Source organism: Thermostichus sp. MS-CIW-26, from assembly GCF_054059115.1.
This window is the reverse complement of sequence record NZ_JBSSBV010000060.1, coordinates 1-14,117: the sequence shown is the minus strand read 5'-3', so window position 1 is coordinate 14,117 and position 14,117 is coordinate 1. Positions and strand designations below refer to the sequence as shown.

Below are 14,117 nucleotides of genomic sequence, written 5' to 3'. Positions count from 1 at the left end.
CTTGAATGGTGCAAACGTAATTGCGCTCTTGGGGGCTGCCGTAAACCAGCCTGGAGGTCCGGGCTTGTTTTGTTCTCTGGTAGAGCAGAGCAGGCTCAGGGCTACTGAAAGCCCGCTCCGTACCGCTTAGCGGTCGGAGCCGGGTAGTTTACCTCTACACCCCTCGGAAAGAAGCGCTATCATAGAAGTCCGTCGAATAAACTCCCTTCGTAAAACCTCGCGAGGCAGATCGGATGGATTGGGTAGAAAAGGTGCTGGAAAAGATCCGGGAATGGGTGGAACGTGTGATCGACACCCTGCTGGGGAACCCCCAGCCTCAACCTGCTCCCATTCCGGTAGAAGATGGATCCCATCGTCGTCGTTAATCCGACTGCCATTGCCCCCGGCGGCGAGCCTCTCAGCCTCTTGGTACTGCATGGCCCCAACCTCAACCTGCTGGGGGTGCGAGAGGTGGGCATCTACGGCTCAGTATCCCTGGAGCAGATCGATCAGGCTCTGCATCGGCAGGCAGAAATGCTAGGGGCGAAGCTGGAGATTCTCCAGTCCAACCATGAGGGGGTGCTCATCGATGCCATTCACCGTGCCCGCCAGCAGCATGTCGGCATTCTGATCAACCCTGGGGCCTATACCCACACCAGCATTGCTCTCCGAGATGCCATTGCAGCCGTAGGATTGCCCGCTGTGGAAGTCCACCTAAGCAACATCCATCGCCGCGAGCCCTTCCGCCAGCACTCTTACATCGCCGCCGTAGCGATTGGGCAAATCAGTGGTTTTGGGGCGCAAAGCTACCTGTTGGGGCTACAGGCTCTGGTGCAACACCTGCGCCTGCAATCTGTGTAGGATCTGTGTAGGTGCCCTCAGCTCTCCAGGAACTCCTGCACGGCTGTGCGAATAAAAGCTTCATCCTCGGGGTTTTGATGAGGATTACCGGCCCGGTGCCCCCAAATGGAGGGGATGATCTTGTAAACCGCGTTCGGGATCCATTCTGCCTCAGCCCGACAATCTTCTGGGGTGAAATACAAATCCGTCTGGGCGGGCATCACCAATGTTTGGGCCTGAATTGCCCTCAAAGCAGCCCGATAATCTCCCCGGTGAATGGGGTTGTCGCTGATATCGCAGCGGATCCAAGTTTCGATCATCGATAGCAAATTCTGCGAATCCCGGCGGCGGTAATTGGCCTCCCAGCCTCGCTCTAGATAATCTTCGAGAGAGGCATACCCCAAGGATTCATAGCATTTTTGGTTGAAAAAAGGTTGGGAAACAGCCCAACTGGCGTAGATGTGGGCAAAAGCTCGCAGACCCCGCTCTGGGACACCCGTAAATCGACGACCGTTCCAGGCGGGATCGGCAGTTAGGGCTGAGCGCAAACTCTCCAGAAAAACCCGATTGTGAACTGTGGTCTTGGCGGTGCCACAGAGGGCTACGATCCGTTCCACCCGCTCAGGAAACAGGGATCCCCAGTGATAGGCTTGCTGAGCCCCCATCGACCAGCCGTAGATCAGGCGGATGCGTTCGATCCCAAAGTGTTGGCGAATCAGGCTCTCCTGCAGGCGCACATTGTCCCAGTGGCTAAACCAGAAGCCATCTTCCCGCAAGCCACAGGCTGGATCGTTGCTGGGGGAAGTGGAAAGGCCATTGCCCAGCATATTGGGAATGAGGATAAACCACCGCTGCGGGTTGAGGATGCCGTCGGGACGAATCAGCCACTCCAGGTCGGGATGCTGAGCCCCATAGGAGGTGGGGTAGAGGATCAGGTTGTCTTTTCGGGGGGAAAGAGTCCCGTAGGTGGCGTAGGCGAGCGTGATTTGGGGCAGTTGGATCCCGCACTGTAGCTGAAAATCGTTCAGGCTCCAGGTGTAGTGAGTCATGCCTGAAATTGTTCAATCACCTGACGATGAACCCGCACATACCCCTGCCCTAGATGAGCCAGATGGGGCTTGAGGTATTGATGGGCATCGGCCAAAGCATGAAATGGAATGGAGGGGTAAAGGTGATGCTCAGCATGGTAAGGCATATTCCACATCAAAAAGCGGATTGGCCAAAGGGTAAGGGTGGTACGGGTATTGGAGAAGGGATCCTCGGTTTGGCTACAGCCTGTGTGCTCTGCCAGCAAAATGAAGCGCAAGATCGGCTGCCCTACCGCCAAAGGCAACAGCCACAGCCACACTATCCAGGGATCCCCTAGCAGAAGGGAGAGCAAGCTCCCAAGGCCGTAGACCCCTAGCTGCAACCGCACCGAACGAATGACCTCTTGGCGGGCCGATTCAGGAATGTAGGGATAGCCTTGCAACTGGCCGCTGGCTATGCGGATGTAGGTCTTCACCTTGCCGATCCACCAAGTCAAGCCGCTCAGCTCGAGCAAATACTCCGGCCAGCTCTGGGGTTTGGGATCCTCCAGCTCCGGATCCTTGCCCGGAATCTGGGTATAGCGGTGGTGCCATTTGTGGTATCGGCGATAAAAAGTGCTGTTGTAAAATGAGAGCAAGCCCGCCACCCAGGCCACCCCGTCATTCAGTTTTGGGCTGGCAAAAGCGGTGCGGTGTACACATTCGTGCAAAGCAGCAAACATCGTCGCCAAACTGGCCCCGTAAACCACCAGCGCCGGCAGGGCAATCCAGCCATTGACACCTTTCTGGGTCACCCACAGGCTGCCACTCACCGCCATCACCGCCAAATGTCCCAAAAGCTGCCGGAGCCCGGCTGAATTGGAGCGGACATTCAGTTGTCTGAGGCGCTCGCTCGGGATCAACCGTTGCGGATCCGGCAAAATCGGTGTTGTCTCGACAGCCATGGCCTGTTCTTGTGAGCTACGAGAATGGATAGAAGCTATCCAATATCAGATCAAACCGAGGCCAGACCTTTTCGCCTGTGTCCAAGACAACAAAACCCTGGACCAAACTCCTAACCATGACTGCGGGGATCCGGCTGACTGGGGAGGGCGCGCCTGCCCCGCTCCAGCTCAGACACCGGCCCGATGTTGGTCAACTGCAGGGGCTGTCCAGTTGCCAGAGCCAACACATTGGCTCGCAGAATCGACGGCGGCTGTTCGCCAATCGCCGATCCCAGCACTTCTCCCTGCCGATCCAAAAACAGAAAATGAGGGATGCCGTTCACCCGGTAGCGGCTCAGCTCCGGCAGCCACTTGGGATTATCCACATTGAGCATGACAAAGTTGACTTGATCGGCAAATTCCTGTTTCAGGCTGGCCAGGAGGGGCGCCATCGCTCGGCAGGTGGTGCACCAATCGGCGTAGAACTCCACCAAAGAAGGCTTGCCATTGGCCTGAGCTTGCTCCCAAGGTATGGCTTCTTGGGCTAGAGCCTCTAGGTTGCTGCCCGCCTGACGCCCTTGGTTAGCCAAAAACAGTCCTGCTGCCAAGAGCACAGCTACTGCGGCAATCAACCCGTTGCGCAACCGTTTTGCCCAGTCTTTCTTCATCCTTCCTCACCTTGCTAGGCGCTGGATCTGACCTCAGCCCTCGCCTTCACTGTTTTAGCATCCCACCCTGTCCCACCGGTTCCGGCCAGAACCGGGTCTATGCCATCCCACGATCTTGGGCCGGGATCCCGGCTGGAGAAGAGGGCCAGGTGAGCGATAATGGGTGCGGCGTTTGCACCGATGGCTCAGCGATGCGCATCTCCTTGAAGTGGCTGCGAGAACTGGTGGATTTCCAACTTTCACCCGAAGAACTGGGAGAGGCCCTCACCCTGGCGGGGTTTGAAGTGGAAGAGATCGAAGACCGCCGCACCTGGGCAGATGGGGTGGTTTTGGGCAGGATCCTGGCTGCCGAGCCTCACCCCAACGCCGACAAGCTGCAGGTTTGCCAGGTGGATTTGGGATCCAATCGGCCTGCCACCATTGTCTGTGGAGCTGCCAACGCCCGCGCTGGGATCCTGGTAGCAGTGGCCACGCCCGGCACCCATTTGCCCGCCCTCTCCCTCACCATTGCCAAAGCCGACAAGCGGGGGGTGATCTCGGAGGGCATGATCTGCTCTCTGGCCGAGCTGGGGCTGGAGAAATCTTCCGAAGGGATCCACGAATTCCCGCCCGACTTGGATCTGGAGGCCCATCCGCTTGGCTCTGATGTGCGTCCTCTTTTGGGCTTGGACGATGTGGTGCTGGATCTCACTTCCACCGCCAACCGGGCCGATGCCCTGAGCATGGTGGGGATCGCCCGCGAAGTGGCTGCCCTCACCCGCAACCCGCTGCGCCTGCCCCCCGTCAAGCCTCTTCAGGCCAAGCCCATCCCCAACTTTCAGTTGCGCATTGCCGACGCCAAAGCCTGCCCCGCCTACAGTGGCGTGTTGATCGAAGGGGTGAAAGTCGGCCCTTCCCCCGACTGGCTAAAACACCGACTGGCCGCTGCCGGCATGCGATCCATCAACAATGTAGTGGATATTACCAATCTGATCCTGCTGGAATGGGGCCAGCCTTTGCACGCCTTCGACTGGGAGCGCCTGCTCCAGGTCATGGGCAAGAAAAAACCCACCATCGAGGTGCGCTTGGCCCAGCCGGGAGAAACCTTAAAGACCTTGGACGGCCAAACCCGCACCTTGCAAGCCGACAGTCATCTCATTGTGGCCGGCAGCCAACCGGTAGCTCTGGCCGGGGTCATGGGAGGGGAAGAAACCGAGGTCGGCTCGACCACCACCCGCATTTTCTTGGAAGCAGCCCTATTCGATCCAGCGGTGACGCGGCGCTCGGCCCGGTCTCAAGGTCTGCGCACCGAGGCTTCCACCCGCTATGAGCGAGGGGTTAACTTTGCCACCCTCGATCAGGCCCGGGATCGGGCGGTGCAGTTGATCCTGGAACTGGCAGGGGGAGCAGTGGCCGGCCTCACCACCTTTGACCAGCGGCCCCCCCTGGAACGCACCCTGAAATTGCGGCTGTCGCGGCTGATCGATGTGTTGGGGGACGAGGTGCAGGCGGCGGATGTGGAAGAGATCCTATCTGCCTTGGGCTTTCAGCTCTCCCGTTGCGAAGGGGCCAATTCCCAGAGTGCCCTCTCCCCCGCTACCGAGACGGCAACTGTGGCCAGCTGCGTCTGGCAGGTCGTCGTTCCCCCCTATCGCCTGCGGGACATTGAGCGGGAGATCGACCTCATCGAGGAGTTTGCCCGTCTCTACGGCTATGACCGCTTCTCGGAAACCCTACCCACCGAGCCGCAGGTGGGATCCCTTTCGGCGCGGGAAACGTTCACCCGCCAGATCCGAGAAGTGCTGCGGGGCATTGGCCTGACAGAGGTATATCACATCTCCCTCTGCCCAGCGGAGGAGGATGGATCTTTGGTGAGGATTGCCAATCCACTTTCGCCTGAATATTCAGCCGTGCGCAATGCGCTACTTCCCGGCCTGGTGGAGGCCTTCCGCTTCAACTGGGATCAAGGCAACGGCCCGCTCCAAGCCTTTGAAATCGGTCGTGTTTTTGCCCATGCCCTTCCCCCCAACCCCCACCCTTACCGGGAAGCTGAGCATATCGGCGGTATCTTGGGCGGGGATCCCAATCCCCACGATTGGCAGCACCGCAACCGACCCATGGACTGGTTCGAGGCCAAGGGACTGCTGGTCTCTGCCCTGGAGCGGCTGGGATTTGGCCCGGAGTTTCGTCTGGATCCCCCTGAAGAGCAATCGTCCCTGCTTCACCCCGGTCGCCAGGCCAGTTTGTGGATTGAGGGATCCCGCATCGGTTTGTTCGGGCAACTGCACCCCCGCCTCTGTCAGGAAAAGGGGCTGCCAGATCAGGTCTATGGGTTTGAGCTGCAGTTGGATCCCTTGCTGGAAAGCCTGGAGAGACGGGGCATTGTGCAATTTGTCCCCTTTTCGCCCTTTCCTGCTGCCGATCGGGATATCGCCTTCTTTGCGCCGATCGACCTTGCCGTTGGCGAGATCGAGAAGGTTATCCGTCGAGCGGGCGGAGAACTTCTCCAATCGGTGCAGCTTTTCGACGAGTACCGGGGCCAAGGAGTACCTGCAGGGCAGCGCAGCCTTGCCTTCCGCCTAGTGTACCGCGCTCCCGATCGCACCCTCACGGATGCGGAGGTAGAAGCTCTGCAAAACCAGGTGAGGGCGCAGTTGGCAACACAATTTCCGGTGACCTTGCGCAGCTAGCCGACCCCTCTGTAGCTACTATAACATCCTCCCGGCGCTCGTCCTGTGGACAGGGCGCGGGCTACCCTTCCCGTCAGCAGGACGGAGTCCTTACCTCGCAGTTGGGCATTCCTGCCCCACGCCACTTGCCTGGGTCTACAACCCCCGACAAAACAACTGGACAGGCGGTTCTCCTTCCCCAGCCTCCCTGGCTACTGCCAGCTCGCAAAACAACCTCTAATCCACCCAGCACAGTTCCCAAGGCTGAGGCTGAGTCCCGATGCACCCGGTACCGGCATTCAGGGCACTGAGGCCCCCCGACAGCCCAGCTGTTGCTAACCGTCCCTCAGCACTTGCAACCGACTCGACGCACTCCTTGGGCAACATCCCCCTTGCCCAGCCCTTGGCCTTGAGGTCTTCCACAAAGAAAAGATAAAGAGGGTCGGCCCTCGGTCCTAACGCCAATGGGCCCTCTGGAAATGGAACTCTTGGCAACCATTGGCAATGCGCTGGTGTATCCTGGCGACTTTGATTTGTGTCTTTTCCCAGTTGTGAGGCCCTTTCCGTTTTCTCGCCCCCCTGGGTTGCAGCCTTCTCAGCTGGCCTTGCAGGGCTTTGAAGCCCTTGGGCCGTTCCCGGCAGACGCTGTCTGGCAAGGGGTTCTGCTGACGGTAATCAGAAGGGAAGGGTGCATCGGCAGGCAGGATGGACTCCTGCAGCAAGGAACCCCTGTCCAGTGGCCAAGAGCAAGATTCTACCCACTCCTTAGATTTCCGGCAAAGTGTAGTTGTATACGCGCCGGCCAATCTCCAGCCACGTCAACAGCGAGGACTCTGTCCCGCTAACGCGAGCGGCTTGCTGGGAGGCATCTGGATCAATCCGGTGCTTGTAGGGTACGCCAGCACAGGTACGTTTTACTACAGATTTTGCTCAGGGGTATGGCGGGGATCCATGTATCCCGGTGCTCACCCTGCGGGCAGGGCGCGGGACTGATTGCCCCTGCACCCCGTTAGCTACACCGCTGGGAAGCCCCGCCCTCTATTAGGGGCTAGTGACTAGTGACTAGTGGCTAGCCACTATCCAGGGTGAGAGTCGGGATGAAAGGCGGGGACATGATGTTTTGTCCTTGACTGGTGCCATAAACATAAAAAGTAGCGGGGTTTTATGCACTGCCGCTATAAACATCAAGTACAGGGTGGTGGGGCATCCCGTCCTTTTCGCGCTAGCAGCGCGGAGCGCTAACCGGAGTCACTGTTCGCGTCAGCGGGACGGAGTCCTTGAAGCCCGCACTCTCTCGCTTTAGCGGCGCGGAGCGCTTTGCATCAGCATGAGTGCGCGAGTATGTCACTTAAACCAGAAGCAGATCTCAGCTTTTGCCCAGCTTCAGCATCTGATCCACCACCCCTAGGGTTTCTTCGTAGAGGTAGTCGGGGCCAAGCCGCTGCAACTCGGCAGCCAGCAGGGTGTCGAGGGAATCCTGCTCCAGGGGAGCCACCTGGCGAACCACACATCTCTGAGCGCCCCCCATGGCTTCCATGCGCATACACCCTGTGATTTCGGAGCACAGCACAGTACAGGCGTCGGCTTCTTGGTTGCTGGAGGTGAGGCGCAGCCCGATGAGATCCCCCGGCTGGCTGATTTCCGAGGCCAAGGGCACAGCGGCCAGTTCTGCCATCACCTCGCCGCCCATTTGGGTTTGAAAGCGGATGCGGTCAATCTTGTAATCGTGTTCTTGAGCCTGAACCCGCTCCGTGGGAGTCCATCCCAGGCGACCGGCCAGCCAGCCCAGGAAAAGGAACGCCTGGCAGGGATTGCCGGCTTTGTAGTCGAGGTTCACGCGATCTACGAGGTATAGGGACTCCCGCCGGTCGGGAGGGTCAAAGGCTTGGGCGGTGAGTTCCTGCCAAGGCAGCAGCCGCCGCCAGTTGAGATCCCCACAGTGGCGCCCCTCACCCACCAAGAGGTGGATTTCCTGCAGATCTTCTTCTGGATTGACAAAGCCCCGTGAATCGACGATGACCCGGTTGCTCAGAGCCACCAATTTTTGAAACAGCAAGCTGTTCAAATCCAGATCCCCTTGCCACCACAAAAAGGTGGGCAAGTTGGGGATCAGCAGCGAGGCAACGGTGCTGCAGGCCCGCACAAAGGCCGATTCGGGCGCTTTCAGGGTGATGTATTCGCAACAGACCAACGAGCTGCGCTGCTCACGGGTCACCGGACAGTAGGCGGCCACCTGGGCCTCGATGGCATCGTCTGCAGATCCCTCCCGTTTGGCTCGCAGGTCAATGACGCGACAGGGGTTTTGGGTGGCGATGGCCTCGACGGTGGGAGAAGGTAGCAACAGCGCATCGTCCAGAGATTCGTACACCACCAGGGTAAAGGTGGCAGCGCGGGCGGCAACGCTCTCTCCTTTGGAAGACCAGATCTTGTTCAGCTCCCGCTCAATATCTTCGATGGAGACATCTTTCGGAGTCTGTAAGGGTAGGACGGCAGCAGATTGATCCATAGTCTCCTCCTGGAGTGGACTCTTGCTCGATTCTAGGCAGGCGGGCCGGCTGGCTGGGAAGGGCTTAAGGCCAGGTACAGATTGGCCAACTCAAGCCTGCGCTCCACACCCAATCCAGGAAATCAGAGGATCAAGCGGGCCGGGGCTGGATGCTCAGCTCCAGGGGGCGGGCGGGATCCCCTGTCAACAGGACTCCGCGGCCATTGGCGTGTAGGTGCCGCACAATCCAGTACAGGGTTTCTATGCGCTCCGGGCAGCCCAGTTTCTCTGCCAGTTGGGGCAAAGTCAGGGATCCCTGCTGCTCCTGCACCGTCTCTAGCAATCGCCGTTGCAGCTCCAAGACGGCGCTGGCGGCTTTTTTGCCTGCTTCCACCCCCGGTTGATGGTAGGCGTTGATCTGGATTAGGGAGGCGTAGAGGCCCACGGCTCGCTCGTAGAGGGCAATCAAGGCCCCCACCGAGCGGGCATCTACCCGTGGCAGCGTCACGGTAATGGAGTCGCGACCGTTTTCGTAGAGGGCCTGGCGGGTGCCCTGCAGCAGGCCGTTCAGGTAGTCGCCACTGGTCACCTGCGGCTCCACGAAGGGGGAAGGGATCCCAGGCTCCCGATCCTGAAGCACCTCGATGAAGGTGACAAAGAAGTTGTTCAAGCCATCCCGCAACTGCTGGACGTAGGCATGTTGGTCGGTGGTGCCCTTGTTGCCGTAAACGGCGATGCCCTGCTCCACACGGTTGCCGTTTAGATCATGGGATTTGCCCAGGGATTCCATCACCAACTGTTGTAAGTAACGGCTAAACAGCAGCAGGCGATCCTTGTAGGGCAAAACCACCATGTCCTTGCGCCCTTGCCCTTGACCGACGATGTACCAGGCCATGGCCAGCAGAGCGGCGGGATTGCGCTCCAGGTGGGGCAGGCGGGTGGCCTCATCCATGGTGGCTGCCCCGGCCAGCAAAGCCCGGATATCAATGCCCTGCAACGCTGCCGGCAACAGGCCCACCGGGGACGTTTCGGAGGTGCGCCCCCCTACCCAGTCGAAGATGGGGAAGACCTCCAACCACCCCTCCTGCCGCGCCTGCTGCTCCAATTGGCTGCCGGGGCCGGTGATGGCCACCGCATGGGCAGAAAAAGGGATCCCGGCTTTTTGGTAGGCCAGCTTCACCTCCACCAAGCCATTGCGGGGCTCTGGGGTGCCGCCGGATTTGGAGGTGGTGATCACCAGGGTTTGCCCCAGTTGGTCTGCCAGCCGCCCCAGCACCCGGTCAAACCCGTCGGGATCCGTGTTGTCGATGAAGTGGATGTTCAGGGGGGGGTGCAGCGGAGCCAGGGCCTCCGCCACAAATTGCGGCCCCAGAGCTGAGCCGCCAATGCCGATGCAGAGCAGCTCGGTGAACCGTCCCCCCCCGCTGGCCGGGATGGTTCCGCGATGGATCTTTTCGGCAAAGGTTTCCACTCGCTCAATGGAATCCTGAATGGCTTGCCGGATTTCAGGGGTGGGAGCCAGCTCGGGCGCCCGCAGCCAATAGTGGCCCACCTGGCGGCCTTCGTCGGGGTTGGCAATGGCTCCTGCCTCCAAAGCCTGCATATCGGCAAAAGCCTGGGCAAAGCGAGGCCGTAGCGCTTCCACCTGAGGGGGAGTGAAACGGATGCGGCTGATATCGACGAAAATCTCCAGGCCGGGATGGTAGTAAAGCCAATCGCAGTAGCGCTGCCAGAGTTGGAGGCTGTCCATGGGATCCCTTTTGCCGAAATCCCTAACCAGCTTACCAAACTCTTTCTTACTCCCAGCCGAGGGTTGTGCGCTCCAGCCAGGACTGATCCAAACTGATGAGTGCCTCTTTGACCCCCACACCGGTCTCAGGGTGACGCCAGTCGGGAGCGATCTCCCCCAAGGGAGCTAAGACAAAAGCACGTTCCATCATGCGGGGGTGGGGCAACGTCAGCTCAGGGCTGTTCAGGATGCGGCTGCCCATGGCCAGCAGATCCAAATCCAGGGTTCTGGCCTCCCAGCGGATGCGCCGCACCCGTCCTGCCTCCTGCTCGATGGCCAGCAGCGCCCCGAGCAACTCCAGGGGAGACCGGTAGGGGGGAAAGGGATCCAACGCCACCACTGCGTTAAGGTAGTCAGGCTGTCCGGGTGGCCCCCCTTGGGCTGGGCTGCGGTAGAGACTGGAACAGGCCACCACCTCTCCCAACCGGCGCAACTTCTGCACAGCCAGGCGCAACTGCTGCAGCGGATCCCCCAAGTTGCTTCCCAGGGCAACATAGGCCAGGTCACGATTCATGAGGCTTCCGCCCTGCTTACGGCTCGCCGGCGGTCGACCTCGACGTAAACATCCTCGAACAGCCCCGGCAGGGGAGCATGGGGCTTGTGAACCCGCACGGTCAGGGCCTCCAGCTGGGGATAGCTCTGCCACAGCCGCTCTGCAATCTGGTCTGCCAAGGTCTCGATCAAGCGGCGGCGCTGGCCGGTCACCTCTTGCCGCACCATCTCATACACTTGGGCATAGTCCACTGTGCCAGAGAGGTCATCTTGGATCTCGGCTAGGGAAAGCCGCATCTCCACGTCCACCACAAAACGCCCACCCAAAACCGCTTCCTCCGGGCAGTGGCCGTGGTAAGCATGAAAGACAAGGCCCTGCAGCACCAGCCTACCCTGCATCATGGTGCAGAGCTTCCCAAGTGGCGAGGGCGGAAACATGAGCCGGCACGTTGTGAACCCGTACCAGGGCAGCTCCCCGGCTGGCCGCAAACAGGTGGACGGCCACGCTGGCGCTGTCTCGCTGATTAGGTACGGCGATGCCGGAAAGCTTACCCACAAAACTTTTGCGGGAGGCCCCCACCAAGACCGGGTAGCCGTAGGCCACCAGCCGCGGTAGGGCTTTGAGCAGGGTTACATTCTGCTCAGCAGTTTTGGCAAAGCCCAAGCCCGGATCCAAAACAACGCTGGGCACGCCCGCTGCCAGGGCCCGCTCTGCCTGTTCCCTGAGAAAACCGAAAACCTCCCCCTCCAGGTCAGCATATTCGGTCTGCTGCTGCATGGTGCGCGGTTCTCCCCGCATGTGCATGATCACCGCCGGCACCCCCTTTTCGGCACAGACCTGTATCATTTGGGGATCCCGCAGCCCGCTGACATCGTTGATGATGTGCGCCCCGGCAGCCAAAGCCGCAGCCGCCACCTCCGTTCTGCGCGTATCGACGCTGATGGGGATCCCGGATCCCTGCAAAGCTCGAATTACCGGCAAAACCCGGTCGCATTCCACTTCTACCGGCACCGGATCTGCCCCTGGGCGGGTGGACTCGCCGCCAATATCCACGATCAAGGCCCCTGCCGCTGCCATGGCTTTGGCTGCCTGCACAGCCGCTTCTGCAGATCCCCACTGGCCGCCATCGCTGAAGCTGTCGGGGGTAACGTTTAGCACCCCCATCACCCCAACGCCCCGCCAAGAAAGACGGTAGCCCTCTGGCGTCTGTTCTGCCCCAGGCAGAGGACGTCGGGAGATCAAGCTGGTAACACCCATAACCGCTGCAGGCTGCCGTGTTGCAAAAGCAGGGGGAAGAGTCTCCCACTGCCTAGGATGGTATTGCCGTCAATCCCAAGGCTGGCGCAAGCCCAACAGGATTCTACAAAATTTTTTACAACGTCCTTACAGAGCCACGATTGGTGAAAGGCTGCCCCTGCCGGCTCAAGCGCAAGGAATGGCCCCCGCCGACAGAGGAAGCTCTCCCGCTCTGGCTAGAACATGATGTCGTCTTCCGAACGACCCCAAATACACCAAATGATAGAGGCAAAGATTGCCATGTAAACCCAGGCCATCGGGCCGTATTGCAGCAGATCCATCAATACATCCCTAAAACATTTGTTTATCTAGTCCAATTATTGTGATGTTTCGTTACAGCGTCAACCGTTTTCTTAGGAAAAGGCCCCCTCTCAGACCCAGCCGGAGCTGCGCTGGGATCCCTTGTCCAGGGCGGGTTAAGTCTTTTTGCCTAAAGACAGGGAGCAAGTCTTCAGTTTCTGAGAAAACCCAGCTTGTCTGAGAGATGCAGGAGGATAGGGAACTAGACATTGAAGCGGAAGTGCATCACGTCCCCTTCCTGGACGACGTAGTCTTTGCCTTCGCTGCGCAGCAGGCCCTTTTCTTTGGCGGCATTCAGGGATCCCGCCGCCACCAGATCGGCATAGGCCACCGTCTCGGCCCGGATGAAGCCCCGCTCAAAATCGGAGTGGATCACCCCGGCTGCCTGAGGGGCTGTGGCGCCGACTGGAATCGTCCAAGCGCGGGTTTCTTTGGGGCCAGAGGTAAAGTAGGTGCGCAAGCCCAACAGCTCGTAGGTGGCCCGGATTAGGGATTTCAGCCCGCCTTCTTTCACCCCCAACGAATCCAGATAGGCCTGTCGCTCGTCGGGGGGTAGCTCCACCAGTTCCGCCTCCACCTGGGCTGAGACCACCACCACACCTGCCCCTTCCGCCTCGGCAAATTGCCGCACCTGCTCCACCCAGGCATTGCCGCTGGCCAGATCCGTTTCCGCCACATTGGCGGCGTAGATGACTTTTTTGCGGGTGAGCAGCCCCAACCCTTTGATCAACTGCTCTTCTTCTGGGCTGAGGGGTACCAGGCGAGCCGGCTTGCCCTCGTCCAAGGCAGCCTGTAATTGTTCCAGAGCCTGCAACTCGAGTTGGGCGGTTTTGTCGGACTTTGCCTGCTTGCGCACCCGCTCTATGCGCCGCTCGATCTGGGCCAAATCCGCCAAGGCTAGCTCCAAGTTGATCACCCCGATATCCCGTAAGGGATCCACCGAACCCGCCACATGCACAATGTTCTCGTCTTGGAAGCAGCGCACCACGTGCACCACGGCGTCCACCTGGCGAATGTGGGAGAGAAACTGGTTGCCCAGACCCTCCCCCTTGCTGGCTCCAGCCACCAGCCCGGCAATATCCACAAACTCGATTTGGCTGGGGATGATCTCGGCAGAACCGCTGATCTTGGCCAGCACCTGCAAGCGCTCGTCGGGCACCGCCACCCGCCCCACATTCGGCTCAATGGTGCAGAAGGGAAAGTTGGCCGCCTCGGCTTTGGCATTTTCACAGAGGGCGTTGAACAAGGTAGATTTGCCTACGTTGGGCAGGCCGACAATTCCAGCTCTCAACATCCAGATCTTGGGGAAAAAGCCAAAAACCAGGGTAACGGGATCCCTTGCCCAGCGGAAAGATCCCTACTCTGACGTTAGCATTTGCCGCCCCTTTCCCAACCGGTGGATCCGCTCCCAAGCGCTCCGCGCCGCCAACGCCACCACCCTCGGCTCCTCTCCCAAGAGAACTGTATTTTTTGTCAGCTGCACAGTGTTGGGCAGCTGAGGTCTTTTGACATCCTCCCCGGCCTGAAGGCCGGAGATTCCTACCACGCTACGCATGGATGGCTCCTTGCGCAATCGTCTCGGCGGGTTCCTGCTTCCGACCGCCCGTGCAGTTCGATCCACAGGCCATCCGGGCTGACACGGGTGGTTCACCCACCCGCATCCCGACC

At 59.8% G+C, this 14,117-nt stretch carries 12 protein-coding genes and 1 pseudogene; 4 read left to right on the top strand and 9 right to left on the bottom strand.

Features of this window, described 5'->3' with window-relative positions:
- From ACVWZU_RS13320 to aroQ, 3 genes and pseudogenes are all read left to right on the top strand, one after another.
- Positions 1-130, top strand: a pseudogene (locus tag ACVWZU_RS13320) (RNA-guided endonuclease TnpB family protein); the annotation flags it as partial.
- A 103-nt stretch (positions 131-233) separates the two neighbouring features.
- Positions 234-365: a hypothetical protein gene (locus ACVWZU_RS13315; protein WP_011434447.1), complete on the top strand. Its 132-nt coding sequence runs from the start codon at positions 234-236 to the stop codon at positions 363-365.
- The gene (gene aroQ, locus ACVWZU_RS13310) at positions 343-840 is read left to right on the top strand and encodes a type II 3-dehydroquinate dehydratase (protein ID WP_457442067.1); all 498 of its coding nucleotides are present in this window, start codon (positions 343-345) and stop codon (positions 838-840) included. The genes ACVWZU_RS13315 and aroQ overlap by 23 nt, the downstream gene beginning before the upstream one ends.
- Positions 841-857: 17 nt before the next feature.
- Here the strand turns inward: aroQ and ACVWZU_RS13305 are convergent, their stop codons facing one another.
- The 3 genes from ACVWZU_RS13305 to ACVWZU_RS13295 all read right to left on the bottom strand — a co-directional run bounded on the left by ACVWZU_RS13305 (position 858) and on the right by ACVWZU_RS13295 (position 3,438).
- Positions 858-1,868 (bottom strand): alpha/beta fold hydrolase, encoded by a 1,011-nt coding sequence (locus tag ACVWZU_RS13305; RefSeq protein WP_457445378.1) that lies wholly within the window; start codon positions 1,866-1,868, stop codon positions 858-860.
- Positions 1,865-2,791 carry a fatty acid desaturase family protein gene (locus ACVWZU_RS13300; protein WP_414399867.1) on the bottom strand — a complete coding sequence of 309 codons (927 nt, stop codon included), beginning with the start codon at positions 2,789-2,791 and terminating at the stop codon, positions 1,865-1,867. Before ACVWZU_RS13300 ends, ACVWZU_RS13305 begins: the two co-directional genes overlap by 4 nt.
- 110 nt (positions 2,792-2,901) lie before the next feature.
- Positions 2,902-3,438: a thioredoxin family protein gene (locus ACVWZU_RS13295; protein WP_457445376.1), complete on the bottom strand. Its 537-nt coding sequence runs from the start codon at positions 3,436-3,438 to the stop codon at positions 2,902-2,904.
- A gap of 191 nt (positions 3,439-3,629) precedes the next feature.
- On the opposite strand from ACVWZU_RS13295, the gene pheT reads away from it, so the two are divergent.
- Positions 3,630-6,107, top strand: a complete 2,478-nt coding sequence (pheT, locus tag ACVWZU_RS13290; RefSeq protein WP_457445380.1) for a phenylalanine--tRNA ligase subunit beta — start codon at positions 3,630-3,632, stop codon at positions 6,105-6,107.
- A 1,345-nt stretch (positions 6,108-7,452) separates the two neighbouring features.
- On the opposite strand, the gene ACVWZU_RS13285 is transcribed toward pheT, so the two are convergent.
- The 6 genes from ACVWZU_RS13285 to ychF form a co-directional block, all read right to left on the bottom strand.
- Positions 7,453-8,592 (bottom strand): glucose-6-phosphate dehydrogenase assembly protein OpcA, encoded by a 1,140-nt coding sequence (locus ACVWZU_RS13285; RefSeq protein WP_414342551.1) that lies wholly within the window; start codon positions 8,590-8,592, stop codon positions 7,453-7,455.
- Positions 8,593-8,722: 130 nt separating this feature from the next.
- Positions 8,723-10,321 carry a glucose-6-phosphate isomerase gene (locus ACVWZU_RS13280; RefSeq protein ID WP_414375075.1) on the bottom strand — a complete coding sequence of 533 codons (1,599 nt, stop codon included), beginning with the start codon at positions 10,319-10,321 and terminating at the stop codon, positions 8,723-8,725.
- Between the two features lie 46 nt (positions 10,322-10,367).
- Positions 10,368-10,874 (bottom strand): 2-amino-4-hydroxy-6-hydroxymethyldihydropteridine diphosphokinase, encoded by a 507-nt coding sequence (gene folK / locus ACVWZU_RS13275; protein ID WP_414355834.1) that lies wholly within the window; start codon positions 10,872-10,874, stop codon positions 10,368-10,370.
- A complete protein-coding gene (gene folB, locus ACVWZU_RS13270) occupies positions 10,871-11,254 on the bottom strand; it encodes a dihydroneopterin aldolase (RefSeq protein ID WP_457445374.1) in 384 nt (127 codons plus the stop codon). The genes folK and folB overlap by 4 nt, the downstream gene beginning before the upstream one ends.
- A complete protein-coding gene (gene folP / locus ACVWZU_RS13265) occupies positions 11,241-12,110 on the bottom strand; it encodes a dihydropteroate synthase (protein ID WP_457445372.1) in 870 nt (289 codons plus the stop codon). The genes folB and folP overlap by 14 nt, the downstream gene beginning before the upstream one ends.
- 541 nt (positions 12,111-12,651) lie before the next feature.
- The gene (gene ychF / locus ACVWZU_RS13260; protein ID WP_011434459.1) at positions 12,652-13,743 is read right to left on the bottom strand and encodes a redox-regulated ATPase YchF; all 1,092 of its coding nucleotides are present in this window, start codon (positions 13,741-13,743) and stop codon (positions 12,652-12,654) included.
- Positions 13,744-14,117 lie beyond the last annotated feature (374 nt).

What these genes read in the sequence shown, in the direction of transcription:
- ACVWZU_RS13285 (WP_414342551.1), bottom strand. Translation starts at nt 8,592, where the DNA reads ATGGATCAATCTGCTGCCGTCCTACCCTTACAGACTCCGAAAGATGTC.
- ACVWZU_RS13300 (WP_414399867.1), bottom strand. Translation starts at nt 2,791, where the DNA reads ATGGCTGTCGAGACAACACCGATTTTGCCGGATCCGCAACGGTTGATC.
- folP (WP_457445372.1), bottom strand. Translation starts at nt 12,110, where the DNA reads ATGGGTGTTACCAGCTTGATCTCCCGACGTCCTCTGCCTGGGGCAGAA.
- ACVWZU_RS13280 (WP_414375075.1), bottom strand. Translation starts at nt 10,321, where the DNA reads ATGGACAGCCTCCAACTCTGGCAGCGCTACTGCGATTGGCTTTACTAC.
- aroQ (WP_457442067.1), top strand. Translation starts at nt 343, where the DNA reads ATGGATCCCATCGTCGTCGTTAATCCGACTGCCATTGCCCCCGGCGGC.
- ACVWZU_RS13295 (WP_457445376.1), bottom strand. Translation starts at nt 3,438, where the DNA reads ATGAAGAAAGACTGGGCAAAACGGTTGCGCAACGGGTTGATTGCCGCA.
- ychF (WP_011434459.1), bottom strand. Translation starts at nt 13,743, where the DNA reads ATGTTGAGAGCTGGAATTGTCGGCCTGCCCAACGTAGGCAAATCTACC.
- ACVWZU_RS13305 (WP_457445378.1), bottom strand. Translation starts at nt 1,868, where the DNA reads ATGACTCACTACACCTGGAGCCTGAACGATTTTCAGCTACAGTGCGGG.
- folK (WP_414355834.1), bottom strand. Translation starts at nt 10,874, where the DNA reads ATGAATCGTGACCTGGCCTATGTTGCCCTGGGAAGCAACTTGGGGGAT.
- pheT (WP_457445380.1), top strand. Translation starts at nt 3,630, where the DNA reads ATGCGCATCTCCTTGAAGTGGCTGCGAGAACTGGTGGATTTCCAACTT.
- folB (WP_457445374.1), bottom strand. Translation starts at nt 11,254, where the DNA reads ATGATGCAGGGTAGGCTGGTGCTGCAGGGCCTTGTCTTTCATGCTTAC.
- ACVWZU_RS13315 (WP_011434447.1), top strand. Translation starts at nt 234, where the DNA reads ATGGATTGGGTAGAAAAGGTGCTGGAAAAGATCCGGGAATGGGTGGAA.